This is a genomic window from Fibrella forsythiae (genome assembly GCF_017353175.1).
Lineage (GTDB): Bacteria > Bacteroidota > Bacteroidia > Cytophagales > Spirosomataceae > Fibrella > Fibrella forsythiae.
Genome location: NZ_JAFMYW010000004.1, coordinates 44,410 through 70,213, shown reverse-complemented (window position 1 = coordinate 70,213; position 25,804 = coordinate 44,410). Strand labels below are relative to the sequence as shown.

At 53.6% G+C, this 25,804-nt stretch carries 16 protein-coding genes and 1 pseudogene; 7 read left to right on the top strand and 10 right to left on the bottom strand.

Annotated features, from left to right (window positions below):
- The first annotated feature begins 203 nt into the window (after positions 1–203).
- Together J2I46_RS14455 and ahcY are read left to right on the top strand one after the other, a co-directional pair.
- Complete coding sequence (locus tag J2I46_RS14455) at positions 204–1,733, top strand: M20/M25/M40 family metallo-hydrolase (protein WP_207329758.1); 1,530 nt, start codon at positions 204–206, stop codon at positions 1,731–1,733.
- A 232-nt stretch (positions 1,734–1,965) separates the two neighbouring features.
- Positions 1,966–3,276: an adenosylhomocysteinase gene (gene ahcY, locus J2I46_RS14450; protein ID WP_207329757.1), complete on the top strand. Its 1,311-nt coding sequence runs from the start codon at positions 1,966–1,968 to the stop codon at positions 3,274–3,276.
- A 194-nt stretch (positions 3,277–3,470) separates the two neighbouring features.
- Here the strand turns inward: ahcY and J2I46_RS14445 are convergent, their stop codons facing one another.
- The 3 genes from J2I46_RS14445 to fabF all read right to left on the bottom strand — a co-directional run bounded on the left by J2I46_RS14445 (position 3,471) and on the right by fabF (position 7,631).
- Complete coding sequence (locus J2I46_RS14445) at positions 3,471–5,003, bottom strand: Do family serine endopeptidase (protein WP_207329756.1); 1,533 nt, start codon at positions 5,001–5,003, stop codon at positions 3,471–3,473.
- A gap of 210 nt (positions 5,004–5,213) precedes the next feature.
- Positions 5,214–6,275, bottom strand: a complete 1,062-nt coding sequence (locus J2I46_RS14440) for a glycosyltransferase family 4 protein (protein ID WP_207329755.1) — start codon at positions 6,273–6,275, stop codon at positions 5,214–5,216.
- A gap of 102 nt (positions 6,276–6,377) precedes the next feature.
- The gene (fabF, locus tag J2I46_RS14435; protein WP_207329754.1) at positions 6,378–7,631 is read right to left on the bottom strand and encodes a beta-ketoacyl-ACP synthase II; all 1,254 of its coding nucleotides are present in this window, start codon (positions 7,629–7,631) and stop codon (positions 6,378–6,380) included.
- A gap of 277 nt (positions 7,632–7,908) precedes the next feature.
- On the opposite strand from fabF, the gene J2I46_RS14430 reads away from it, so the two are divergent.
- Positions 7,909–8,580 (top strand): Rossmann-fold NAD(P)-binding domain-containing protein, encoded by a 672-nt coding sequence (locus J2I46_RS14430; RefSeq protein WP_207330131.1) that lies wholly within the window; start codon positions 7,909–7,911, stop codon positions 8,578–8,580.
- Between the two features lie 103 nt (positions 8,581–8,683).
- On the top strand, positions 8,684–9,727 hold the full coding sequence (gene hemE, locus J2I46_RS14425; RefSeq protein WP_207329753.1) for a uroporphyrinogen decarboxylase: 1,044 nt from the start codon (positions 8,684–8,686) through the stop codon (positions 9,725–9,727).
- Between the two features lie 16 nt (positions 9,728–9,743).
- On the opposite strand, the gene J2I46_RS14420 is transcribed toward hemE, so the two are convergent.
- Complete coding sequence (locus J2I46_RS14420; RefSeq protein WP_207329752.1) at positions 9,744–10,172, bottom strand: hypothetical protein; 429 nt, start codon at positions 10,170–10,172, stop codon at positions 9,744–9,746.
- A gap of 56 nt (positions 10,173–10,228) precedes the next feature.
- On the opposite strand from J2I46_RS14420, the gene J2I46_RS14415 reads away from it, so the two are divergent.
- Positions 10,229–10,753: a GNAT family N-acetyltransferase gene (locus tag J2I46_RS14415; RefSeq protein ID WP_207329751.1), complete on the top strand. Its 525-nt coding sequence runs from the start codon at positions 10,229–10,231 to the stop codon at positions 10,751–10,753.
- Positions 10,754–10,891: 138 nt separating this feature from the next.
- Here the strand turns inward: J2I46_RS14415 and J2I46_RS14410 are convergent, their stop codons facing one another.
- The 4 genes from J2I46_RS14410 to J2I46_RS14395 all read right to left on the bottom strand — a co-directional run bounded on the left by J2I46_RS14410 (position 10,892) and on the right by J2I46_RS14395 (position 19,139).
- Positions 10,892–12,397, bottom strand: coding sequence for a leucine-rich repeat domain-containing protein (locus tag J2I46_RS14410; protein WP_207329750.1), 1,506 nt, complete (start codon positions 12,395–12,397; stop codon positions 10,892–10,894).
- A 103-nt stretch (positions 12,398–12,500) separates the two neighbouring features.
- Positions 12,501–13,487, bottom strand: a complete 987-nt coding sequence (locus J2I46_RS14405) for a bifunctional heptose 7-phosphate kinase/heptose 1-phosphate adenyltransferase (protein ID WP_207329749.1) — start codon at positions 13,485–13,487, stop codon at positions 12,501–12,503.
- A 114-nt stretch (positions 13,488–13,601) separates the two neighbouring features.
- Entirely contained in the window at positions 13,602–14,618 is a 1,017-nt protein-coding gene (locus J2I46_RS14400) for a YpdA family putative bacillithiol disulfide reductase (protein WP_207329748.1), read from the bottom strand.
- Positions 14,619–14,714: 96 nt separating this feature from the next.
- Positions 14,715–19,139 (bottom strand): SdrD B-like domain-containing protein, encoded by a 4,425-nt coding sequence (locus J2I46_RS14395; protein WP_207329747.1) that lies wholly within the window; start codon positions 19,137–19,139, stop codon positions 14,715–14,717.
- Between the two features lie 226 nt (positions 19,140–19,365).
- On the opposite strand from J2I46_RS14395, the gene priA reads away from it, so the two are divergent.
- Positions 19,366–21,873: a replication restart helicase PriA gene (priA, locus tag J2I46_RS14390; protein ID WP_207329746.1), complete on the top strand. Its 2,508-nt coding sequence runs from the start codon at positions 19,366–19,368 to the stop codon at positions 21,871–21,873.
- Here the strand turns inward: priA and J2I46_RS14385 are convergent, their stop codons facing one another.
- A complete protein-coding gene (locus J2I46_RS14385) occupies positions 21,874–22,845 on the bottom strand; it encodes an SGNH/GDSL hydrolase family protein (protein ID WP_207329745.1) in 972 nt (323 codons plus the stop codon).
- 157 nt (positions 22,846–23,002) lie between these two features.
- Here J2I46_RS14385 and J2I46_RS14380 point away from each other — a divergent pair.
- Positions 23,003–23,182, top strand: a pseudogene (locus J2I46_RS14380) (glutaminase domain-containing protein); the annotation flags it as partial.
- A gap of 86 nt (positions 23,183–23,268) precedes the next feature.
- On the opposite strand, the gene J2I46_RS14375 reads toward J2I46_RS14380, so the two are convergent.
- Positions 23,269–25,770: a glutaminase family protein gene (locus J2I46_RS14375; RefSeq protein ID WP_207329744.1), complete on the bottom strand. Its 2,502-nt coding sequence runs from the start codon at positions 25,768–25,770 to the stop codon at positions 23,269–23,271.
- Positions 25,771–25,804 lie beyond the last annotated feature (34 nt).

The window sequence follows — 25,804 nt, the reverse complement described above, 5'->3', positions numbered from 1 at the left end:
CCGAATGAATCCAGAAGAGCCCTGTTTCCTGAAAAAATACAAATCAGCCAAATTCGTTTCACCACCTGCGAATGTTCTAATTCCTTACTGGCTGAATGCAATGGATGACCCTGACAAACACTATTTTCCTGATTTATCAGTTTGTTACTGATCCTTGCCGAACGACGTGCGTATTTTCGTCAGTAACCCTGAACGACTACCCGATGAAACAACTTGCACTTCTGCTAACAGCCTTGTTAGCCACCAACCTCACCTACGCCCAGAGCGAGCTTACGCTGAAAACACGTACCTACCGCCAGCAACATGAACGTCAACTGCTCGACGAATTCATGGGTCTGCTGGCCCTGCCCAACGTGGTGTATGATACAGTGGGCATTCAGAAAACAGCCGATTACGTAGCGGCAATGCTGAAACGACGAGGCATTGAACCACAGCGGCTCGACGGGAAAACGAACGGTGTTCCACCAGCTATTTATGGCGAAGTTATAGTGCCGGGCGCTACTAAAACGGTGGTCTTCTACGCCCATTACGACGGGCAGCCCGTGAACCCGAACCAGTGGGCCGACGGCCTGAAACCGTTTGAGCCGACGCTCTATAGTGCCTCACTCGATGCGGGTGGACAGGCTATTCAATTGCCCAAGGCAGGGACTTCCATAGACCCTAATTGGCGCATTTACGGGCGTAGTACGTCAGACGACAAAGCCGGGGTATTTGCCATTCTGGCGGCGTATGAGGCCATGGTGAAGCTGAACATAAAACCCACCGCCAACCTCAAGTTCTTTTTCGAAGGCGAAGAAGAGGCCGGGTCGACGCACCTCAACGAGATTCTGGAACGCCACAAAGACAAGCTGAAAAGTGATCTCTGGATCATCTGCGATGGGCCGGTACACCAAACGGGCCGTAAGCAGGTGCTGTTTGGCGTGCGGGGCGATGTGAATCTGGAGCTGAAAGTATTTGCCTCGAAACGCCCCTTGCATAGTGGCCATTATGGCAACTGGGCACCCAATCCCGCCATGATGCTGGCCCGCCTGTTGACATCAATGAAAGACGATGACGGTAACGTGCTCATCAAGGGATTCTACGACGATGTGACGCCACTGACCGATCTGGAGAAGCAGGCGCTGGCCAAAATTCCGCCGGTTGATGAGCAGCTAAAGAAAGAGCTGGGCTTTACCGTAGCCGAAGGTGGTGGCAAACCGCTAGCCGATCTGCTGATGCGTCCGTCGCTGAACATCAACGGGTTTGCGAGTGCCAATGTCGGGAAACTGGCTGCCAACGTTATTCCAACGTCAGCCACGGCGGCTCTTGATCTTCGTCTGGTGTTGGGAAATGATGCCAAACGGCAGGTCCAGAAAGTGATCGATCATGTGGTGGCGCAGGGCTATTACGTAACCCAGCAAGAAAGCATCACCGACGACGAACGGGCCAAATACCCGCGCATCGCCCGAATTGTGGCGAAGTCGGGCTACAATGCGCAACGTACCCGGATGGATCTGCCCATTGCCCAGACGGTGGTGAAAGCCGTTCAATCGACGGTAAGCGGTGATATCGTGCTACAACCCAGCCTCGGCGGCAGTCTACCCCTTTACCTGTTCGACCAGATACTGAAAACGCCCACGATCACCGTTCCGATTGCCAACCACGACAACAACCAGCACGCCGAAAACGAAAACCTGCGCCTGCAGAATCTCTGGGATGGCCTGGAAACCTATGTGGCCCTGATGCGGCTATGAATTTTGTTGCCGAGAGGTTCAATGTATATACCTTATAGATACGTTGCTAGAAATCAGCAACGTACCCAGCTAAATTCTCTAGTCTATCAAAGCAACGGTTAGCCTTTCTGAATGCTCTTCTGTATTTTTGTACTTTCCTAAGAAAGCAGGCTGGTTCGACTGAACTGGCGCGCTTTGTGTTCTACGTAACACAGAACATCGTAATCAAACCAACCGACGTCGTTTAATCGATATGCAAACGTCAACATACGTCCCCTACAAAGTTAAGGACATCGCCCTCGCTGAGTGGGGCCGGAAAGAAATTCGCCTGGCCGAAGCCGAAATGCCTGGTCTGATGGGCTTGCGCGAAGAGTTTGGTCCAAGCCAGCCACTGAAAGGTGCCCGCATTGCTGGCTGCCTGCACATGACAATCCAGACCGCCGTACTCATCGAGACCCTGGTGGCTCTTGGTGCCGACGTGACCTGGTCGTCATGCAACATCTTCTCAACACAGGATCATGCCGCTGCTGCCATTGCTGCTGCTGGCATTCCCGTATATGCCTGGAAAGGCATGAACGAAGAGGAGTTCAACTGGTGTATCGAGCAAACGCTGTTTTTCGGAGAAGATCGTCAGCCCCTCAACATGATTCTTGATGACGGCGGTGATCTGACGAACATGGTGTTTGACGTGTATCCAGAGTTGATCGCGGGCATCAAAGGTCTGTCTGAAGAAACGACTACGGGTGTTCACCGCCTCTATGAGCGCATGAAGAACGGTACGTTGCATCTGCCTGCCATCAACGTAAACGACTCGGTAACGAAATCGAAGTTTGATAACAAGTACGGTTGCCGTGAGTCGCTGGTCGATGCCATCCGTCGCGCTACTGACCTGATGCTGGCCGGTAAAGTGGCCGTCGTGGCTGGTTATGGCGACGTAGGCAAAGGCTCGGCTGAGTCGTTGCGTGGTGCCGGCTGCCGTGTACTGGTTACTGAAATTGACCCGATCTGTGCCCTACAGGCGGCGATGGACGGTTACGAAGTTATTCCGATGGATGAGGCCGTAACCCGCGCCAACATCTTCGTAACGGCTACCGGCAACATCGGCATCATCAAAGATCGCCACTTCAAAGCCATGCGCGACAAGTCGGTGGTCTGTAACATCGGTCACTTCGATAATGAAATCGACATGGCCTGGCTGAACGAGAATTACGGCAACACCAAGAGCCAGATCAAGCCGCAGGTTGATATGTATGAGGTCGACGGCAAAGAGATCATCGTACTAGCCGAAGGCCGTCTGGTAAACCTGGGCTGCGCCATGGGTCACCCATCGTTCGTGATGTCGTGCTCGTTTGCGAACCAGACGCTGGCGCAACTTGAACTGTGGGAAAACCCCGACAAGTACGAAAACAAAGTATACGTACTGCCTAAGAAGCTCGACGAGAAAGTAGCCGCCATGCACCTTGCCCACGTTGGCGCCCGTCTGGAGCCGCTGGGCCAGGATCAGGCTGACTACATTGGCGTATCGGTGTCAGGTCCGTTCAAATCGGAACTGTACCGGTACTAGCGTTAAGAGCGGTCCGCCGCTGCGGTTAAGAATGGCTCTGCTGAGGTATCAGATGGTACTTCGGCAGAGTCATTCTTTTTGGTGAAGCTCGAAAGCAGCAACGTACCTGGCTATTAAAAAGGGCGTCGTCAGTTTCCCGACAACGCCCTTTTTAATAGCCAACAGTCTAAGTTGGTGACTGCTGTTATCGGTAATTACATTGGAACTGCGAAGTAGATCATGCGTGAACTGTTGGGATACATACCAATCAGCAGCAGGCCTTCACCTTCTTTCACCGTGCCTACAATGGTTTCCAGATCTTTTACAGACTTCACGTTTTTGCCATTGGCTTTCACGATAATGAAGCCTTCTTCAATTTCTGTTTCGGCCAGTTTGCCATCCAGGATCTTGCTGACACGAACACCACCGCTAACACCCAACGCCTGACGTTCTTTGTCGCTGAGATTGGCAAATTCGCCACCCAGGGCTTTCATGGTCGATGACGCAATCTCTTCCTTCTTGATCACATCGCGACCACCATTGCGGTTACGCAATTCGAGTTTCACCTCACGCTCGGTTCCACCCCGGTTGATCGTCACGTTAAGCACATCACCTGGCCGGCGGCGACCTACGATTTCACGCATTTGCGCGTCGGAATCAAGGGGCTGACCTTCCATCTTCACAATTACATCGCCTTTTTGGATACCGGCCAACTTAGCAGCACCATTCTCGGTCACGCTTTCTACGTAGATACCACGGCCAACTTTAGCGCCAACTTCCTGGGCAATTTTGCTATCCAGTTCGCGGGGCAGAATGCCGATGTAACCACGTTGAACATTACCGAATTTAACCAGGTCGGCAGTTACTTTTTTCACCAGCGATACCGGCACGGCAAAACCATAGCCACTGTAATAGCCTGTTTGTGAGGCAATAGCCGAGTTAATACCCACCAGTTCGCCACGCAGGTTCACCAATGCACCACCTGAGTTACCTGGGTTAATAGCCGCGTCGGTCTGAATGAACGACTCGATAGGTGTATCAACTGGCTTAGCGCCGGGTTGTTGTGGTTGTTGATTGCGGCTCAGAATACCGATACCGCGACCTTTTGCGCTCACGATACCGGCGGTTACCGTCGATTCGAGGTCGAGCGGATAACCAACAGCCAATACCCATTCGCCGAGTTTCAGACCGTCTGAGTCTCCCAGCGTGATGCTTGGCAGGTTGGTAGCTTCGATTTTCACCACGGCCAGATCAGTCAGTGGGTCAGTGCCGATCACTTTTGCCTTAAAGCTACGCTTGTCGGTCATGATCACTTCAACCTCGTCTGCATCCTGTACTACGTGGTTGTTGGTAACGATGTAGCCGTCTTTCGAAATAATTACGCCCGAGCCTGATGCTTGACCCTGCTCACGGCGTGGACGACCGCCACCCTGGCCCTGACCACCGAATTCGTCACCGAAGAATTCGCGGAAAATATCGGGCATCTGTTGCTGACGAACCGTACGTGTCATTGTGGTACGAATGTGAACGACCGTAGGAGACGCTGATTCAGCGGCGTAGGAGAAATCGCCTGGCGCTCCAGTGGGGGCATTGCCCGTCAATGAAGCCAGCCGGCTCAGGGGTGAGCCAGTCGACGATTCGGTAAACACGACGTCCCGCTTGTTGAACCCAAGCAGGTTGTACGCGCCCAGTGTTACGGCGCTCGAGAGGAGGGCGATCAACACTAAAACTTTCCAGTTGCTTTTCATGGTATTGGGGTACTGACAGTTGTTTTTTTATGTAGGATTATGGGCGGCGAAAAGGCGTCGGGTTAGTCGGTTAAGAGGGTGCCTGGCCTGCCGCTTCTGATGGTATAACGAGGAGTAGACGGCGAAAAATTCGATTGCCAACACCCCCTTAACGATTTTTAACAGCAGTTAGTTATGTTAAAATAAGAGGCCAAAAACGGAACCGTGAAACTAGCTTCCCAGATAAAGTTTCCAGTATTGTTTGCCTGTGTTTTCCCAGCTAAACCGATTGGCCTGCCATTGTAGTCGCTGGGCTTTCAGCGGGTCGTCGTAATAATCGCGCATACCGGCCCGCAGGGTTTCAACCACGACCTCCGGGTCAAATGAATCGAAGTAAAACGCTTCTCGCCCACCAACCTCCGGCAGGCTGGTCAGCCGCGATAAAAACACGGGCTTTCCTACACTCATTGCTTCAACAACCGGAAGGCCGAACCCCTCGCTTAGAGACGGGAAGAGAAAGGCTTCGCAATGGTTATAAAGCCACGATTTGGTCAACTCATCAACTGGTCCGGTCTGGAGCACGTTATCAACACCAAGTTGACTTGCCTGCTCACTGATGTGCCTGGCATATGGGTGATCGTTGCGACCCGCCAGCACCAGCTGATAGTCTGGAAAGGCCTGTGCCAGCGCCAGTAATACGTGAATATTCTTTTTAGGATGTAATACGCCCAGATACAGAAAGAAAGGCTTGCCGATGCCTGTTAACGCCGCCGGCTGATCAGTCGGCGGCACGGGCAACTCGGATACGCCAATGTATACGGTTTGCAGGGGCGTGGTTTCAGGTACGTTCAGATGCCCGCGCACGATTGTACCGGTGTAGTCGGAAATGGTTGTCAATACCTGCGCCCGGTCGATTCGGCGTTGTACGGCGGCCAGTTTCCGCTTTTTTTTGGCTTCCGAATAGTCGGCTCGTTCCAGAAAGTTTAGGTCGTTGATCGTCAGAATCAGCTTTCCCGGTCGCTGCGCGGGCCAGTAGGCACCATCCTGATGCAGGTTATGCCACACATCGAACTGGCCGGGGCTGTAAAGTTTATACCGCCAGCCAGCTTCGCGGTAATGCAACGTACCTGACGGTTCGCCAAAAACGCCCGTTTGTCCCGGTGGTACCAGAAAGGTCAGCGACGTACCTGTGGGTTGCTGACGAACCAGCTCCTGACCCACATGCAGACACGTTTGACCCAGCCCGCTGTTGAGGTCCCGAATCCGTTCGGTGTCGACGAAAATGGTTTTCATATAAAATGCCTAACGGTTAAAGCCCAATGCTCAACGTTGCGCCGCGAAATAGCGAGGCAACGTTGAGCATTGGGCTTTACCGGTACACGTTAAGGTATCGTTCTACTCTTCGAATCGTTTGAACAGTACGGTAGCGTTGTGGCCGCCGAAACCAAATGTGTTGCTCAGCACCACGTTGACGGTCTTTTTCTGCGCTACGTTGGGCGTCAGATTCAGGCCCGCAGGTACGTTCTCATCGCGGTCGTCGAGGTTGATCGTTGGCGGAATCAGGCCGTGCTGCATAGCCAGAATACCCGCAACGCCTTCAATGGCCCCCGCTGCACCAAGCAAATGACCCGTCATCGATTTAGTGGCGCTGATGTTCAGGTTGGTTGGGTTCTCGCCAAACACTTTCACAATCGCTTTTGCTTCCGATACGTCGCCAATCGGTGTGGAGGTGGCGTGAACGTTCAGGTAGTCAACGTCTTCCGGCTGTAACCCAGCTTCGCGCAGGGCTTCGCGCATGGCATTGGCTGCGCCGAGGCCTTCAGGGTGTGTACCGGTCATGTGGTAGGCATCGGCGGTAGCGCCCGAGCCCACGAGTTCACAATAGATTTTAGCGCCCCGTGCTTTAGCATGCTCATACTCTTCCAGAATAATGCCACCACCGCCTTCGCCCAGCACGAAACCATCGCGGTTGGCGTCGAAGGGGCGGGAGGCCCGCTGCGGGTCGTCGTTGCGTTCTGAGAGGGCTTTCATGTTGCTGAAGCCACCCAGTGCCGAGTCTGTGATAACGTATTCAGAACCGCCCGTCACGATGGCGTCGGCTTTACCCAGGCGGATAAAGTTGAAGGCATCGATCATGGCGTGCGTGCTCGACGCACAGGCCGACACGGGGGCAAAGTTGACGCCCATGAAGCCATGCCGGATAGAGATCATACCGGCGCCCATGTCGGCAATCATTTTCGGTATAAAGAATGGGCTGAAGCGTGGAACTTTACCACCTGCTCCGTAGGCCAGTACCTCCTCCTGAAAGCTATGCAGGCCACCAATGCCCGACGCCCAGATAACACCTACGCGTTCCTTGTTGATACCCGGGCTTAACAAGCCGGCATCTTCAATGGCCTGGTCGGCCGTGACAATGGCGTAATGAACGTACCCGTCCATCTTCCGCGCTTCTTTCCGGTCAAAATAATTAAGCGGATCGAAGCCCTTCACCTCACAGGCAAAGCGGGTTTTAAACAGGGACGCGTCGAATTTAGTGATGGGTGCAGCTCCGCTGGTGCCTGTGCTCAGGCCCTGCCAGAAGGCTTCGACAGTGTTTCCGATAGGGGTAAGGGCACCCAGGCCCGTCACAACAACTCGTTTCAACTCCATAATAGGGGTATGCTTTTATGCCGCAAAGATGGGTGGATTCGGGGAATTAGAAAAATTGTTGAGAAGCGACAAGGGCAGAAGATAGGCATCGGTTCTTATTATTCCAACGTATGCCTCGCCAGGTGTCACTGTCTGCGGCCTGGCATTCGATGATTGCATACGGCCAATCTGGCCTGAGCGTGTGCTTTCGGTTGTTCTGTTACAGAAGAAACGGCAGATACCCATCGCGGGATTGGTTAGTAGACAGGCTGCATTTATATGCTTATTTTTGTCTATGATGAAGATCAAAGCTATTGTGACGGGCGCCACGGGAATGGTTGGCGAAGGTGTATTGCACGAATGTCTAGAAGATAGCCAGGTTGAGCAAGTGCTAAGTGTTAGTCGAAAACCGTGTGGCGTTGTTCATCCAAAGCTCCGGGAATTAATTCTTCCTGATTTCTTTGATCTTTCGGCAGTAGGTGACCAACTGACGGGCTATAACGCCTGTTTCTTCTGCCTCGGCGTATCGTCGGTAGGCATGAAAGAGGCTCAATATGATAAACTTACCCACACGCTTACCTTGACCATGGCCACGCTGCTAAGTCAGCGAAACCCCGATATGACATTCTGTTACGTGTCGGGGGCCGGTACGGATAGTACCGAGCAGGGAAGTTCGATGTGGGCGCGTGTAAAAGGGAAAACGGAGAACGATCTGATGGCGCTGCCGTTCAGGCAGGTGTTCAACTTTCGGCCGGGTTACATTCATCCTGCACCGGGAATGAAGAACACCAGCAAGTACTACGCGTATGTAAGCTGGCTATATCCGGTGGCGAAACTCCTGGTGCCTTCGTTCGTGATTACGCTTCACCAATTGGGCCGCGCTATGATTAATGCCGTTAGCAAAGGCAAACAACGGCGGGTGCTCGAAGTAAACGACATCAAGTTATTGGCAGAGGAGCGGGAGAATTAAGCATTGCTTCGGCGGGCTCGCTTTAGGGCGGCGGCAAAACCGAAGCAACGCTTAATTCTAAATTCTTAACTCTTAACTCTCTCGCTCTCCCGATATTTGCAGCATGAAGTTACAAAACGATTTAGTGCTCCGGGCTGCACGGGGCGAGGCCGTTGAGCGGACGCCCGTATGGCTGATGCGGCAGGCCGGCCGTATATTGGCCGAATACCGGGCGGTTCGGGAAAAGGCAGGCAGTTTTATCAAACTGGCTACCACACCAGAACTCGCGGCTGAGGTGACCGTTCAACCCGTTGATCTATTGGGCGTTGATGCTGCCATTATTTTCTCGGATATCCTGGTTGTGCCCGAAGCCATGGGCCTGCCCTACGAGATGGTGGAGCAACGGGGGCCGGTCTTTCCCCGTACCGTTCGTACGATGGCCGACCTCGACAGTCTGCACATTGCCGATGCTGAACAGGATCTTGGGTACGTTCTCGAAGCCCTGCGGATCACAAAACAGCTGTTGAACGGCCGGGTGCCACTGCTGGGTTTTGCCGGTGCACCGTTCACCATTTTCTGCTACATGACAGAAGGGAAAGGCTCGAAAACCTTCTCGGTTGCCAAAAAACTGCTCTACACCGATCCGGCCTTTGCGCACGCCTTGCTTCAACAGATTACCGACAGCACCATTGCTTATCTGAAAGCGCAGGTACGTGCCGGCGCCGATCTGGTCCAACTGTTCGATTCCTGGGCAGGTATTCTCTCTCCCGAGCAGTACAGTACGTTTTCGCTGCCCTACATCAAGCAAATTTGCGATGCCATCAAGGCTGATGCTGAGGTGGGCCATACGCCCGTAACCGTATTTGCCAAAGGTGCGTTTTTTGCCCGTGAGGCCATCGGTCAGTTAAACTGCGACGTAGTTGGGCTTGACTGGAATATGGACATTGCCGAATCACGGACATTGATTCCCGGCAAAACCCTACAGGGAAACCTCGACCCCTGTGTGTTGTATGCTACTCCTGATCAGATCAGGGCGGAAGTTCGGCAGATGCTGAACGCGTTTGGGCCACAACGTCATATTGCCAACCTCGGGCACGGTGTGTACCCGGATACGAACCCCGATCATGTGCGCGTGTTCATCGACGCGGTGAAGGAGTTCTCGGCTTGATCAAAGCAAACGAGGATTAGAAGGTGATCGCCGTCTTGTCTGTGATTTTTACCGCAACGCCCTTGGTGCAATTCAGCTGTGTGGGCATGTTATTGCCAACCGTTGAGCCGGTAACGGTTATTGTGCGTCCCGTGTTGGCTTTGGCGAATTCGTACACGTCGCGGCCTGACTGAGTGGCGGGGTCGGCGGAATAAATTTCTACGAAGCCGCGCCCGCCATCGTCGTAGAGCCAGAACTTACCCGTAAACAGGTTAAGTGATTCGATATGTCCAGTCACCCTAACCGGTTTGCCTTCCCACGGGTGTATAACCTGACAACTGCCCGTGGCCTGCGAGACCAGTTCGGTGGGGGTGTAAGTCCTGGCTGAATCTATGTTGAACGGTAAGATCGATTGCTTGCATGCAGGCAATATCAGTAGGAAGGCGAAGGAAAGGATAGTCTTCATACGTGTTGATTTGTTGATACTAATGTATCTAGAATAATAACAGTCTGCCATTACTGATGATAACGTATCGATTTGCCCAACTGCCGGATGCGCAGGCGATTGCTGCGCTGCACACTCAAAGCTGGCGGCAAACCTACCGTGGGATTCTTCGGGATGACTACCTCGATGGAAATATCAGCGAAGACCGCTTCGCGGTTTGGCATAAGCGACTGGCCACACCGGCCACCAATCAGCGTATTCTGGTTGCTGAAGAAGACGGGCAACTGCGCGGATTTATCTGCCTGTATCTTGATGAAGACCCCGAACTGGGAACACTCATTGATAATCTGCACGTGAGTCGGGCAGCAAAAGGGCGGGGAATCGGGCTTGGCCTGATGCGCGAGGCGGCCCGGCGGGTGATACCGGAGGCGAATCATCCCGGTTTTCATTTAGTCGTGTATGAAGCCAACGGGCCGGCTATTCAGTTCTATAACCGGGTGGGCGGTATGAACCTCAGGCCCGAACAATACGAAACGCCGGGTGATGGTAGCACAGCAATTATTCTCCGTTACGTCTGGAAAACGGCTGATGATCTTCGGTAACGTACCTGGACTTTGCTGCTTCTGATGCGCTAAAAAACGGGTGATGGCTTCGGTCATCGCCCGTTTTTGTGTACCGGTGGTACCATCCCCCCTGTCATTATGGATGATCCACAGCGGCGTAATGGTGGTACCAAACTGCTATGGTCTTACAACTAACACTGCACCGGGCTCGTAAAATAGGGTTCCGGTAGCGCCATACTGGATCTGTTGAACCTGATTGAGCTGGTCGGGGGCCATTTTTAACGGGTAAGTCACCAGAATACGATCGCCGGGTTTGGGGATTACGCCACAAGACCACGTGGAGGGGACATGCCAATAGCCTGCCTGTACGGATGTAACAGTACCATTTCTGATACCCGTGCCATTCGTGCAGAAGGCAGTCCAGTTGCCCCCGCCAGGTAATTTCGGGTTATATCCCAATCGAATATCTTTTCCACACAAGGCAGAAAACGAACCGGGTATACAACCAGATAGGTCATTGCTTTCCACAACGAGTGTAATCAGTTTGGGCAAAGACCCTATTGATGGAGGAATAGCTCCGACGAATTGGTTGTTGTTTAATACAATGGCCTCGAGTTTAGAGAGAGAGCCTAGGAATGAGGGAATTGTCCCCTTCAATGAATTGCTGCTCAAGTAGAGATGTCTGAGGTTGCTGAGGGTATTTAATTCTGCAGGAATAGTACCCACAAGGTGGCAACCTGCCATTGACAAGTCTTCGAGGTTGATTAACTGGCCAATGTCAGGAGGAATCCCGCCGCTGGCAAACGAATTAAATGCAAGGTCTAACGACACTAGATTTATCAGTTTATGCCATGAAGTCGGTATGGGGCCACTCAACAGATTACTTCTTACCCAAAACTGAGTCAGTGCAGTCAATGACATCAGGCTAGTTGGAATACTGCCAGTCAATCTGTTGTCTGCGACGTTGAAAACACTGAGCCTGGTCAGCCGGTCATACCGCTCAGGAATAGGTCCTGTCAGTTGATTGTCCTGTACCCATAATGAACTGAGATTCGAAAGGGAAGACAGACTGACAGGCAGTGTTCCGGTGATTTCATTATAAGGCAAAAACAACCCTGTCAGCGCTTGCAAACGGCTGATCGTTGGTGGAATAGGGCCCGATAACTTGTTGAAAAGCAATGACATACGGGAGACTCGTCCTTCGTTGCATGATATACCATACCAGCCACTGCATGGATCACAATTAGAAAGCCAACCCGTCTGATTTTTCCACTCCTGCCCCCTGGTTGACTTAAAGAAATCGACGAGCGGGAGGTAGTCTGGATGCAAACTGCTGTTCACCGCTACGTTCGATTCAAACGCACAAAGACCACCTGCACTGACAGCCGTTACGCTATAAGCCCCGTCGACGGTTACGCTGGCAACGCCAGTCGTGTTCAATAGGGTGAAATTGTTGGGGCCGCTGAACGTAAATGTTACATCCCCTGTGCAGGAAGAGGTAGCCGTAATGGTGGCGCTTAACTGGCTACAGGATAAACTATTGCTGACAGTTAAGGATAAGCCCGGAGTTTGTGCGAAAGCAGTTGGTGTTGCCAACGGGCCAGCTAACAAGAAGAAAGCTAACGCAATAAGTTTAGAATATGGTGTACTAACTGAATGGAATAGTAACGGATAACAAGCCATAGAGAACACAACATTGGGCCGAAATCGAGTGGAAATCGACCGCAAAGATATGTGTATACTATCTCTATAGATTTTAACTTTTAAGAAGTTTGCTTGAAACAAACTAGACGCCCAGTCGCACAGCCTCCTCGAACAGGCGGGCCTTGTCGACGGGTACCACGCCAACGCTTTCGCAGACGAGGCCGCCACCCAGGTTCGAGAGGCCCGCAATTCGGCGGGGCGATTGATGGAGGGCTACGCAACAGGCAGCAATGCTGATGACGGTATCACCCGCGCCTGATACATCAGAGATTTTCCGGACGTGAGCGGGCAGCTTGGCCTGTTCGCCGTTCAGGTCTATGTACACGCCGCGCTCCGAGAGGGTAATCAATGTACCTGACAGGTTCATCCGGCTCTTCAGCTGATTTACTACGCGAGCCAGTTCGCCGGGCTCATCAACGTTGAAATCAACTTTGAGGCCTTCTTTCAACTCTTTCAGGTTCGGTTTGAACAGCGTTGTATGTTCATAGTCGAGGAAGTGCCGTTTCTTGGGATCGACTACCGTAGGTACGTTCTGTTCATTAGCAAAAGCAGTGATGTCGGCAATGGCTTCGCGGCTCAGTACACCTTTGTCGTAGTCTTCGAAAACAACGACCTGGCAGCCCGGAATCAGCGATTTGGCGGTTTTGATAAGCTGGGTACGTTCGGCGTCGGTGATGTATTTATCGGTCTCGGTATCAACCCGAACCACCTGTTGCGACCCGGCAATGATTCGTTCTTTAATAGTGGTGATACGCGAGGCCGAACGAATCAGACCGTCGCAGTTGAGGCCACGCTCAATTAATTGCTGCTGAAGCTGATCGCCGGCCATATCAGTGCCAATGACTGAACAGACGATAGCTTCGGCACCCAGCGCCTGTACGTTGAGCAGCACGTTGCCTGCCCCGCCCAGCCTGACCTCCCGCCGATTTACGGTCACGACCGGAACGGGTGCTTCGGGCGAAATACGGTCGACCCGACCCCACACGTAGGCATCGAGCATTACATCGCCGATAACGAGAACGCGGAGGGTATTGAACTGGTCAAATAAGTCGGGAAGGGCAGTAGTCATGGGGCAAAAATAGTTTACTGCTTGCTGTTTACTGTCTTCTGTTGCTCCGCTAACCTAATTGAACGTTGGCTTAGTGGAGCAATAGAAGACAGTAAACAGCAAGTAGTAAACTATTTAGATTCGCTGAATCAGCTCGTTCACTTTGTGAATTTCCCGGCCCATCATGTGATCAATGATGGCCTGAGCGTGTTCCCGACCATTTTCAATGAAGACTTTTTCAGTGAAAATACCCGCCAGCACGGTGCCGCACACATACAGCCCAGGCACGTTGGTCTCGAACGTAGTGCGGTTATACTGTGGGATCTGTGTGTCGGGGTCAAGTTCAATGCCGCAGCGCTGCAGCAGTTCGGCGTCGGGGGTGTATCCGGTCAGTACCAGCACAAAATCGGCCGGGATGTTGGTGATCTCGCCGGAACTCAGGTTGTGCACGCGAACGAAATCGGGGCCGATCCGGGTGGCGCAACTACCAAACAGCGTATTGATCTTGCCTTCTTTTACCCGGTTCTTCACGTCAGGAATCAGCCAGTATTTCACCGTCGAGCGGAAATCCTCGCCCCGGTGCACCACCGTTACGTCAACATCATGGCGGTAGAGCTCAAGGGCTGCTTCCACCGCTGAGTTCGATGCACCGATGATGACCACTTTCGTAAACGAATACTTAAACGGCTCATCGTAGTAGTGCGATACCTGTGGGCCGTCTTCTCCGGGAATACCCAGCCAGCGTGGTTTGTCGAAATAGCCGGTGGCCAGGATCACCTTGTAGGCGTAGAACGTATCGCCCTTTGTGGTCAGCACCCGGAATACGTCGCCCTGTTTCACTACACTCTTTACTTCAGTGAAGACCTTGGTTCTCAGGTGATAATAGGCCGCTACTTTGCGGTAATACTGAAGGGCTTCATTTCTGTTGGCCTTCACACTCGACACTGGAAACGGGATGCCCCCGATCTCGATGTTCTCGGCCGTTGAAAAGAAACGCATCATTTTCGGGTAGCGACGGATAGACTCCGTAACACTCCCTTTTTCTAAAATCAGATGACTCAGCCCACTTTTACTGGCTTCGATGCCTGCTGCCAGGCCGCAGGGGCCGGCACCCACAATAAGGACGTCGAGAGGTGGCGAGGTTGTTGTCATATTGGCTGAGATGGAATCGTACATTCCAGAAGGTAACGCAAAAAAACACCCCAAAGGTTTGTCCTTTGGGGTGTTTCGCTATAATCGAAGCCGAAGTTATCTAATTCGTACGGCATCAACGCGGAGACACTCACGCGGCGTAACAGATACCGTCAGCAATACGGCTGGCAAACAGATTGGCTGACCGACCGTTTGGGGTGGCGTGGGCTTAATGATCGCGTAGATATACAGCGTCTGCGCCGTAGCTGAGGCGAGTTGCTGCGACAGGACGGTAGGCGAGAGAATGGCCTGGTTGGCGGCAGTGGGGGTAACCGAACTGATAACTGTACCGCCCGTATACATGGCTGTACCGGATTGTGGTGAGCTGAACTGCACAAACTTCACCTGCTGACCCGAACCGAACAAGCTACCGTTACTGGCCGTGACAACGATAGGCGGCACCTGATCGCCCGAGCAGATCGTCAGCGAAGCTGGCGCAATGGTAAGCACCGGGCATGGATCAGATGTTGGTCCTTCTACAACCACCTCCGAGAAGTCTGAACAGCCCGTTTGCAGATCGGTTACAGTTACCTTGTAAAGGCCTTCATCCTGAACTACCGGGTTTTGCTCCGTGCTGGTGAAGTTGTTGGGGCCCGTCCAGAAGAATGACACGCCACTTGCATCAGCCACCAGGGTGACCGAACAGGTTGGACACAGTTTAGCACCACCAAACGCATCGACAAACGGAGGGGTAAGGTCGGCCTGGGTTACATCGCCGGTGTTGGGCCCCGAAACCACCGTACAACCGTTCGGGAAGGTGACGTAAGCCGTGAAGATACCGGCGTTCGATACGCTGATCGGGTTGCTGGTGTTAAGGAAACCGGCTGGCCCGGTCCAACTGACGGGATATGGTGAAGTGGCGCCGTTCACGCTTGCCAGCAGCGAAACAACCGTAGTGCTACAGGTGAGCGTGGCATTATTGACAGATACTGTACCAATGCCTTTATCTTCCAGGATCGTTACCTCCCGGGGTTCGCCCACGCAGCCGCTCAGTGAGCCGGTAAGTGTGTAGACACCGGGTGCGCTCACAACCAGACTCGTTGCGGTTGTACTGTTGGGCACCACCGGGCTCAACCAGACATACATGGCTCCGGCTGTTGGGTTGGTGGCTGATAAGGTTACTGATGGTTTTGCGCAGGTTAACGTAGCCGATGAAATGCCGGTTACGCCATCAACGGAGATGTCGATGAACGGTGGCGTATTGAAGCCCTGCTTTACCCGAACCGTAGCTGAGGCTGCCGTACAACCGTTCGGGAACGTGACGGTAGCGGTATAGTCGCCTAACAGGCTGGTCGAAAGTGGATTGGCGGTGCTGGTAAACCCACCGGGGCCAGTCCATAAAACGGGATATGGCGAAACAACCTGATCAACCAGTGCCGTTAGTGATCCTACCGGGCTGGCGCAGGATACTTCCGAATCAAGCGCGGTTACGCTGGCTGTTACGTTGTTTTCGCCAACTACAGCCGTAACCGCATCACCAGCGCAGCCATCAAGCGTACTGGTGAGTGTATAAACGCCGGGCGAACTGACCGCAATCGTTGAACTGGCCGTGCTGGTGCTTCCGGGTGGGCTGTACCAGACGTATTCGGCGCGGGGCGTGGGATCTTTTGCCGCCAGAACGGCGATAGGCTGTGCGCAGGTCAGCGTAGCCGAGGCTGTAGCCGACGAAATAACTGGCTTAGGCAGTACCGTTAACTTAGAGAGCGAAGATATCCGGCAGCGGGGGTCGCTCGGTGTGGGGTAAACGATCCCGTAGACGTAGTACATGATGGGCTCGCCCGATGCGTTGGCCGTTGGAATGGCCGGTGCCGTCAGCGATGTAACAAACGAAGCCGGATCGGCAGGCGAATAAGTACCCAGTACAAGGCCACCCTCATACATGGCCGTACCGCTTTGAGGGCTACTAAAATACACGAACCGGAGGTCATCAACCTGCGAGAACGCCAGCCCCGTGACCGGAATCTCTGGTATGGTACCCACATCAGCGCAGACAGATAGCGTTTCTATAGTACCAATAACGGAAGGGCACGAATAAATAGATAGATCGTAGTTATAATTGTTCTCACCAAAACTACCCGTAGTGATCGTGATTACAGCGTCTGACCCAACAACGGCGGCGTCGCTATCCCGGGTAGCGCTACCCACGGCCGTGCCCTGGGTTTGTGGCGAGATGTAATAGTCGCGGGTTACGGCTGCTCGGCGTGCGTTTCGTTTCGGTCCACCCTGCGGTGTGGTAGCCGTCAGGTCAAGGCTTGGTAACTGGGCCATATCCATACGGATCTGGTAGTTCTGGTTGACCTTCATACCCGTGGGTACGTTGCTGTTGTTGAACACGTAAAGACCTCCGTTGGCCGTGGTAGTGCTGGCTACCAGCGTACCTGTACCGTTGCTCATATCGAACAGCCGAAGCACGATGCCATCAACACCAGGTTCATATGCATCCTGAATACCGTCGCGGTTATCATCGAACCAGACCCGGTTACCAATTTCGATTGGCGCCGGATCGCAAAGGATTTTACCGTCGCCCAGGCCTGACACCTTACCGAACGTACCTGGCGTATTGAAGCCGAACAAGGCATAGTTGCGCCGAAGGGTTCCGTCCAGGTTACTCATGGTCCGTAAGCCTCCAGACTGGTACACGTCAGTGATTGGGTCAAAGACAGAAGTCAGAATTTCATTACTTCCCGGGCGCACCATCAGCGAGCCGTTGGTGATTTCGTCGTGGCCAGGGTTGTTGGCCGGGTTGAAGTACCACTGGTCATTGAAATAAAACTCACCGCCCCCGGGCCCCTGGTTGTTGCCAACTCCCGAAACAGTATAGGTACCCGTTGTTGGGTTATAAGGCGGAGACACAGTTATGCCAGATCCGGGGATGGTGTTCGAGCCTGCCGTGCGGCCACCCACCGAGCCATTGGATTCTAACTGGTACGCTGAGTTATCGTTCGCCGTCACGCTGGCCCGTAGTATATCGCCACCGGTAAATCCGTTGAAAGAGCCCTGACCCGCAGGGTTATAGTTCTGAACGCCAGCCAGGTGTCCGAAACGGTCGAGCATTCCGATGATCATGTCGCCGTTGTCGTCGAAAGCCAGATCGGTAACCATTGGCTGCGGCCACATAACAAATTGCCCGGTACTGTTACAGCCCATCGGAAAGTCTGAGTTCCAGGGAAGCCAGTACTTGAAATCAGCACAGTTTTCGGTCAAATCGGCTGAACCACGCGGAAATGTTAATGGAAAGCTCAGGACGGTCTGAAACGTGGCGCCGGCACCCTGCCGCGGGTCAATCCGCATGATGATGGCCTTCAGACCAGCGGTATCGGGCAGTGTGGCGGCCAAGGCCTCCGATGCCGAACCTGATTGAGGGATTTTCGATACTTTGTTCTCGCCCGAGCAAACGCCGCCTATATACACACGGTTACGGTAGTTGTAAATGGCCCAGGGCCTGAAATCACCGTTGGGGCACCCCGACTGATCGATGGCCCACGATTTGACATCGGACGGGCCAGGCTTGCGGGCTGGGGAATCAATGAAAACGCCGTACAGTTTCCGATCGAGCATGTTGACGGCATATAGTGTTTTGCTGTCATCTGAGAGATCAATGCCCCCCAGGCCAATTTTACCCAGTACGCTCATGGGCCCGGGGTCTACACTAGACTGGGTTTTATCGGCATTTAGCCCCGAGTGCGGGTCGGCTCCCGTTGGTATGTTCAGGTCGGTCTGGAAATCGAAGAACGGGGCCGATGTAGCCGTTGCCAGATCAGTGATATATATTCCTCCGCTTCCTAACGTACCCAGGCCTGTGTGGCGCTTGATGGTAGCGCTGCTCAATACCTTCTTTTCGGCCCGCAGATAAGCCACGCCCCATACAGCACCTATGTCGCTGCCCGATGCCAGGTGGGTTGGCGGGAAGTTCGACGCACTGGCCAGGCCAGTTGCATCAATTGCGAACGAAACCAGCACGTCGGCTTTAGCTGCCTGATTACTGGGGTCTACCGGGCCGCTGGCATTTGTCGTGTTCAGCGGGTCGCCGTTCACGAAACAGGGAATGACAACTTGAACCGGCCCGTTCTGGCAATAGTCAGTGGGGTAGTTAATCCCGCAATCGACGCTGGTGGAAGGAGCAGTTAGGAAGCGGATGTTCGTTTGGCTGCTGGGGCCAACGGGGCCAAAAAAGAAGCCCTCTTCGATCGTGGCGAATTCTATCCGTACCTTCGCTAAGGGTGGCACCTGCGCGGCCGTGAAGGCATATGCACCAGCCGCATCCGTTTGTACGCTGATCGGCGTGGTGCTGAAATTAACATACGCATTCACCGTGACGCGGGGAACACCCGGCTCGGCTGGTAGGTTGCTTGTCTGTGTACCACTAGCGTCGAAGTCCCGATAAACGGTACCACTTATTTGGGCCTGACCTGTTACGGAGACTAGTAATAATACTATCCCCAGCAAGAACTGATTAAGTTTGATTAAGTAAAAATCTTTCATTTAACAAGGCTGTTTCACTACGAACTAAATGCATATATGATCACGGTTAAAGTGGCCAGGCATGAGTACGCTGGCTGCCCCCTAACTGAGGAGCAGCAAACACGTATCAGGTAAGGCGCTTTAGTATGGGTACGGGTAATGCTCTCGTATCTGTCAATTTCCTTGCCAGTTAGTGTGCCTTCTACACTATTGAGTCACCGCTTGTTTATTACAGTAACTATTTGTTTTGACTGACACGCTATTTTCATACACAGATGCAGAAGAAGTCACATTGTTCGTCGACTTGGTGCTGCCTATACCCGTTCCCCGTCTATTTACCTATAGAGTAAAGCGGGATATGGCGGCCCTTATCAAAATCGGGGCCAGAGTTATCGTTCCGTTCGGAAAAAGTAGAGTAATCACTGCAGTGGTAGCCAGTCTGCACAACCATCCGCCGCAGAATTATCAGGCCAGGTACGTCCTTGAGCTGCTCGATGAATACCCGCTCGTGACGGGTTATCAGCTCCAGTTATTTGCCTGGATGGCCGAGTATTACATGTGCTGCATTGGCGAAGTGATGAACGTAGCGCTGCCGTCTGGCCTGAAGATCACCAGCCAGTCGAAGGTGCAGTATAATCCTGATTTTGAGCACCCTGACCTACTTACTCCGCAGGAAGTGACCTTGATGGAGGATCTGAAGAAGCACCCCTCCTTATCATACGAAGAGCTGGGCCGGCTAGTAGGTGAGGTGAACGTACCAACGCTGATCAAGTCGCTGGTGGGAAAACGGGCGGTCATCGTGTTCGACGAAGTGAAAGAAAAGTATGTGCCAAAAATGGTGCGCAAGGTGCGCCTTCACCGAAACTACGAGCAACCCGAACAATTGCTGGCGTTGCTTCAGCGACTCGATAAATTACCTAAGCAGCAGGAGGTGGTGATGCGCTACCTGCGGCACGTACCCATGCAGCGTAACCCCGCCCTCAACGAGCAGGGTCTCGAAAAAGGGATCCTGAATCAGGACGACGAACTATCGCAATCATCGCTGGGTACGTTGGTAAAGAACGGCGTTTTCGAAACGTTCGAACTGATACAACCCCGTTTCTCCGATACGTTTTCACCCCAGAAAGAGATTGTGCTCACGGCCGCCCAGCGCACGGCGTCAGACAGTATCATGGCCGAGTTTGCCCAGAAGAACATCGTGCTCTTTCACGGCATCACGGGTAGCGGTAAAACGGAGGTCTATATCGATCTGATTCAGAAAGTGCTGGCGGGCGGTTCGCAGGTGATGTACCTGCTACCCGAAATCGCCCTCACGACCCAGATCGTTGTTCGCCTGCAAAAGGTGTTCGGCGATAAGATGGGCATCTACCACTCGAAGTTCTCGGATAACGAGCGGGTGGAGGTTTGGAAGGGCGTTGTCTCGGGTCAATTCCAGTTCGTCATTGGCGTACGATCGGCCGTGTTTCTGCCGTTCGATAACCTCGGCCTGATTATTGTCGACGAGGAGCACGAAACATCCTATAAACAGCACGACCCGGCTCCCCGCTACCATGCCCGCGATGTGGCCATGATGCTGGCACATTGGCAACAGGCCAAGGTACTGTTGGGCTCAGCCACACCCTCGATCGAGACGTATTATCAGGCCAAGCAGGGTCGCTATGGGCTGGTCGAACTGTTTCAACGCTATGGCGACGCCAATCTGCCCTTCATTTCGCTGATCAACACAAAGCAGGAGAAGAAGCAGAAGACGATGAAAAACGAATTCTCATCGGCGCTCTACAATGCCCTGGCCGACAACCTGGAGCGTGGCGAACAGAGTATCCTGTTTCAGAACCGGCGCGGCTATTCACCCTATCTGCAATGCGAAGACTGCGAATGGACCAGCCAGTGTCTGAACTGCGCCGTCAGCCTGACCTATCACCAGCGAGCCGCCGAGCTGCGTTGCCACTACTGCGGCCATAAAGAGGACGTACCTAAGGTATGCCCCACCTGCGGATCAACCAAGGTCAGAACGGTTGGCTACGGGACCGAAAAACTTGAAGATCAACTACAGATCCTGTTTCCCGCGGCCCGGATTCAGCGGATGGACCTCGATACTACCCGCGCCAAGAATGCCTACCAGCAGATCATCAGCGAATTTGAACATGGTAATGTCGATATCCTGGTTGGTACACAAATGATTACCAAAGGATTGGACTTCGACAATGTGAGTCTGGTCGGCATATTTGATGCCGATCGAATCATCCGCTGGCCGGAGTTCAGAGCCACCGAGCGCGCCTTTCAGATGATGACGCAGGTAAGCGGCCGGGCGGGGCGCCGAGCCGATCGGCAGGGGCGGGTGCTGATTCAGACGAGCGATCCGTCGCAGGTGGTGCTGCAGAAGATCATTGACAATGATTACCTTGGCCTGTATGACGAAGAGATCGTGGAACGCCGTGATTTTAATTACCCCCCGTTTTCGCGGCTGATCAAGCTCACCGTTCGCCACACCGATCAGCGCGTGAGCAAAAAGGCTGCCGATGTCCTCTGCGCCAGTCTGGCCGCTCAACTCGGCGACGAACGCGTACTGGGCCCGGAACAACCACTCGTTGAGCGCATCAGAAACCAGTTCCTCTACGATATACTGATCAAGCTGGAGCGCGAAAAGATCAATTTTAAAGCCGTGAAAGCCTTCATTCAAAGCTGCATCACCGATATCCTGACCGACAAAGGCCTGCGCGCCGTCAGCGTCATTATCGACGTAGATTGTCTGTAACTACCGCATCAGTTCTTTGATCTGACTCTCCAGTAAGGCGGCTTTTTCTCTGGCTTCCTCGAGCGGGATGCCGATTTTCATGCCGGGGCGTTTATGGCCGGTGGCGGTTAGCCAGGCATCTTTCATAAGGAACTGCCGTTCTGAGATGAGCTTCAACAAGTGGGCTGAGTTTGGAATGGCAGTCATGGCCGACTGAATAGTTGGCGCGTTGGCAACGGCCTTTTGCCCCAGACCAAGCAGAACGCTTCTGGCCATGAGCCAGTGCCCAACCTCGCCCGGATGAACACCATCATCGGCCAGCGCAAACGTGGAGTCAACTTTCCGGTGCGCTTCCAGATAACGCTTCATCGGATAATGCACATCGATGACTGACCAGTTTTGCGCCGTTTTCTGGTTGATGAGCCAGTCTGAATAGCGGTCTAGCACGGCAGCGTAACCGGATTTATGACCGCGTAATTCGTCGAAAACGGGCGGCGTGAGGTGAATGATCTGCGCTCCGGTTTTCACTACTTCGCTATGTAGCCAGTTGATGCCGTCTTTGAACTGTTGAAACCGTCCTTCGTCGAACGGTAGGTAAATGCCGTCATTCATACCGTAGCTGGCCAAGACGAGGTCCGGTTTAGTGAGCGTAAGCACCCGTTCCAGCCGTTCGTGCAGGTCGGGCCGGGGAAATTTGCCGCCTGCATGCCCTTCTTCCGACAGGCCCGAAACGGTTTCGCTGGGGAGGCCAACATTGATGAATTCAACACCCTGCTGCGGGTAACGTGTGCTCAGGTACGCGTCGACGTAGGTGACATACGTACCTGCGTAGGTGATGCTGTTGCCCAGAAAGACCACCCGGCGAACGCTGTCCGGAAACGGCGATTGAGCCTTGCTGGCAACCGAAATCAGTGCCGCCAGCAAGGCGTAAAGCAACAGGCGGCAGGCCGATGGGGCGGGGTGTCGCCTGTGAACGTGTGATGATATGTTCATGAGCCAGAAAAAGTATTGGGTAGTGGCTATACAGATCGGCTATGAGAAGCCGGGCGCACTTCGCGCCAACAGGGCATTTTCGGGGAGCCGTTGACCCAGAAAGCGGCCATTGTCGGCTTTACTACTAGTGAGGTTGCCTTAGCCTCGAATCACCGCCACTGACAGGGTTTTCAAAGCGCTGATTGATTCCATCTGGAAGTTCGCCAACGAAACGCCGTCGCGCGTGCCGCTTACGGACCGGCACGAGACCATCAATGCCAGGAAAGTTGGTTTCCGGGCCCACTCGGTAGTAGGCGGCTATTTCGTCAAGATGCTGGAAGAACGTATGATACAGTAAAAGAAGAAGTAGCGGTGTTTGGTTGCTTTTCGTTGCTGATGCGTAATGTGCTTCGCGCTGTAAGCCCCGCCGTGCGAAGCTCATCTCTATTTCTGCGCGGCCAGTTTGCTTTCAAGCATTTTTATATAATATCCACCGACGACTGAGCGCGCCTGAAAACCGACCTGTTTGGCGTTGGTGGTCTCGTGCCAGTCCGTGAGCGGCACGCGCGACGGCGTTTCATTGGCGAACTTCCAGATGGGCGCTACGAAGGCCTGAAAATCCTTGTTCGATTCAGCCATTGTAGCTGTCCAGATGATCCAGTCTGATTTGGTGTAGGTCTTGCGGCTATCCAGCGGCAGGCCGTAGGGCTTTTGCTTAGTAAGGTAATAGGCCACTTCGCGCTGGGCCAGGCCTTTAGGGAAGATTTTCATAGCTAATAGCTTATCCCAGACCAGGTTATATTTCTGGCTCCATGTATCGTCGTCGTTCTCGAATGTGAGGTCATAATGCGGTTTCGAGCCATCGTTTCCGGCATTCAACGCCAGCTGCTGCCATCGCTGGGCCATGTCTCTTGCTGCGTTCAGGTACGTTGCCGCCGTCTTTTTATCGCCCATTCGTTCGGCTATTTGCCCGTAGGCGGCAATACCCAGAATTGCTTTCAGTGAGAGGTTGGCGTTGCGGGCCAGGTGACCGGCGAAATCGTCGGTACACAACTGATTGGCCGGGTCGAAGCCGTCTTTACGAAGATAGTTTACCCAGGTGGTCAGTACTTTCCAGTGCTGCTTGGCGTAGCTGGTGTTTCCCTCGGCTTTGGTAATAGCGCCCATTAGCAGCAGCATATTACCACACTCTTCTACCGGCATGTCTTCGCCGTAGGTCTGACCATTGGCAATTGGGTAGGTGCCCACGTCATGAGCGGCGAATGGCTTTTTCCATCGTCCACTTTCCGAATACTGAAAGATCGGCTCCATCATACCTCTCAGTAGCGCAGGATTATACAGCAGAAACAACGGAGCCGACGGGTACGTAATGTCGACGGTACCAATGGAGCCGTTGGAAAAATTCTCTTTCGAGAAGAAGAACAGTTCTCCTTTGGGGCCCGCCACCAGCTTATGAGCCGAAATAGCCTGCCGGTAGGCCAGGGCGCACAAATCGGCGTACTGCTTCCCGCCCGCCAACTGGGCATCGGCGTATAGCTTAGCGTCGAACGCAGTGCTTTTCTGCTTCAGGCGGGTGTAATCTTTTTCGGCGGCCTGAAGCAGGGCTGGCATGGTCATGTTTGCGTTCCGATGCCACCAGGGCCGCAGATTCTTGCCAAAATACTGCACCGAATACAGATCGTCGTAGGCCAGCATGATGTGTTTCTGCACCGCCGACGTACCGACCGAACCCAGCGGAATATTGACCGCGAGCCCGAAATTGCGTGCCGCTCCCAGCGATGCTTTCCCCGGGGGAACGGTACCCTGACTGGCAAATCGCCGTTTCAGGTCGGTCAGCGAGCCTGCCGTCAGTTGCGCGTTCGTCTGTCGCGGAACGGCCAGATAGGCATAACCCCAGTCGATCCGAACGTCGTCACCTTTTCGGCCCAATACCGGTTGCTGTTGCGTGCCGATAGTCAGCCAGTTCAGGCCCGCCGTATTGCCCACATCGACCACAACTTCCTGATCGGCATTGTTGGTGGCCAGCGTTCCGGCCGCCCCCACATATACCTGCACCGTATGGGGTTTCCCGTCTGCCGATTTGGCGGCGAAGGTCAGGTATGTGATCGGGCGGGCAACTACCTCCAATTCATCCAGCAACAGGGGCGAGAGGAAATTGACGTTCAGCACAACGGGCCCCGCCCTGAACGTGTAGTCGGTCTGGGTAGCCGACACCTTCACGTTGGTTTGTGTGGCGGGTGTCATGGCGCTCGAAACGACCGGATTCACAATGCCCACGTCGATGAACGAACCGGCGTAGGGGCTGATACAATGCACCGCCAGCACGTTCTTGCCCGTTCGTAACGCCCGCTGCCCCATTTTCGACAACGGTAAGTAGATGTAGTCGTTGCGGTAGCCCGATTTGGTCAGGATGCGAATACCGTTCAGGTAGATTACCACCTCATCGTCGTGATTAAGCGACAGCATCAGCTTGGCGGGGTCGGTCCGACCATCGAAGGTGAATTCGCGCCGGTAATAGATGCCGTTTTTATGCGTATCCCGGTTTTGCCAGTTTGTTTTTGCTTCGGGCGTGTCGCCAAATGGACCGGGACCGGTTTTCCAGCCCGTCGCATCGAAGGTAAGTTCGTTCCAGTTGGCGCCGGGCTGGTCGAACGTGTATTTGGTGGTGTAGGCTTTCGCTTCGCCGCTGGGCAGAATGGGCTGGTATAGGGTAGGCGTAGCGCCAAGAAACTGGTAGGCTGTGCCGTCGACCCGAATAACACCTTCCAATGATTGTGTCTTGCCGGTCCAGTGGCGGGTAGGAGCGTCTGTGAGTTTGTCGGTCATGCTCCAGACACTGAAATAGGGATCGTGGGTGATGAGGGGGTAAGCGGGTGGCCGCAGCGTTTGGGCATGACTAAGACCGGCTAAGGACAGTGCAGCTACCAGTAAGAATTTGACGCACATTTAAACGTTGATCTTAATTAAGAAAAAATATAAT

Bases quoted from the DNA above. Each gene is read 5' to 3' on its own strand.
- J2I46_RS14455 (WP_207329758.1), top strand. From the start codon at position 204: ATGAAACAACTTGCACTTCTGCTAACAGCCTTGTTAGCCACCAACCTC.
- ahcY (WP_207329757.1), top strand. From the start codon at position 1,966: ATGCAAACGTCAACATACGTCCCCTACAAAGTTAAGGACATCGCCCTC.
- J2I46_RS14445 (WP_207329756.1), bottom strand. From the start codon at position 5,003: ATGAAAAGCAACTGGAAAGTTTTAGTGTTGATCGCCCTCCTCTCGAGC.
- J2I46_RS14440 (WP_207329755.1), bottom strand. From the start codon at position 6,275: ATGAAAACCATTTTCGTCGACACCGAACGGATTCGGGACCTCAACAGC.
- fabF (WP_207329754.1), bottom strand. From the start codon at position 7,631: ATGGAGTTGAAACGAGTTGTTGTGACGGGCCTGGGTGCCCTTACCCCT.
- J2I46_RS14430 (WP_207330131.1), top strand. From the start codon at position 7,909: ATGAAGATCAAAGCTATTGTGACGGGCGCCACGGGAATGGTTGGCGAA.
- hemE (WP_207329753.1), top strand. From the start codon at position 8,684: ATGAAGTTACAAAACGATTTAGTGCTCCGGGCTGCACGGGGCGAGGCC.
- J2I46_RS14420 (WP_207329752.1), bottom strand. From the start codon at position 10,172: ATGAAGACTATCCTTTCCTTCGCCTTCCTACTGATATTGCCTGCATGC.
- J2I46_RS14415 (WP_207329751.1), top strand. From the start codon at position 10,229: ATGATAACGTATCGATTTGCCCAACTGCCGGATGCGCAGGCGATTGCT.
- J2I46_RS14410 (WP_207329750.1), bottom strand. From the start codon at position 12,397: ATGGCTTGTTATCCGTTACTATTCCATTCAGTTAGTACACCATATTCT.
- J2I46_RS14405 (WP_207329749.1), bottom strand. From the start codon at position 13,487: ATGACTACTGCCCTTCCCGACTTATTTGACCAGTTCAATACCCTCCGC.
- J2I46_RS14400 (WP_207329748.1), bottom strand. From the start codon at position 14,618: ATGACAACAACCTCGCCACCTCTCGACGTCCTTATTGTGGGTGCCGGC.
- J2I46_RS14395 (WP_207329747.1), bottom strand. From the start codon at position 19,139: ATGAAAGATTTTTACTTAATCAAACTTAATCAGTTCTTGCTGGGGATA.
- J2I46_RS14385 (WP_207329745.1), bottom strand. From the start codon at position 22,845: ATGAACATATCATCACACGTTCACAGGCGACACCCCGCCCCATCGGCC.
- J2I46_RS14375 (WP_207329744.1), bottom strand. From the start codon at position 25,770: ATGTGCGTCAAATTCTTACTGGTAGCTGCACTGTCCTTAGCCGGTCTT.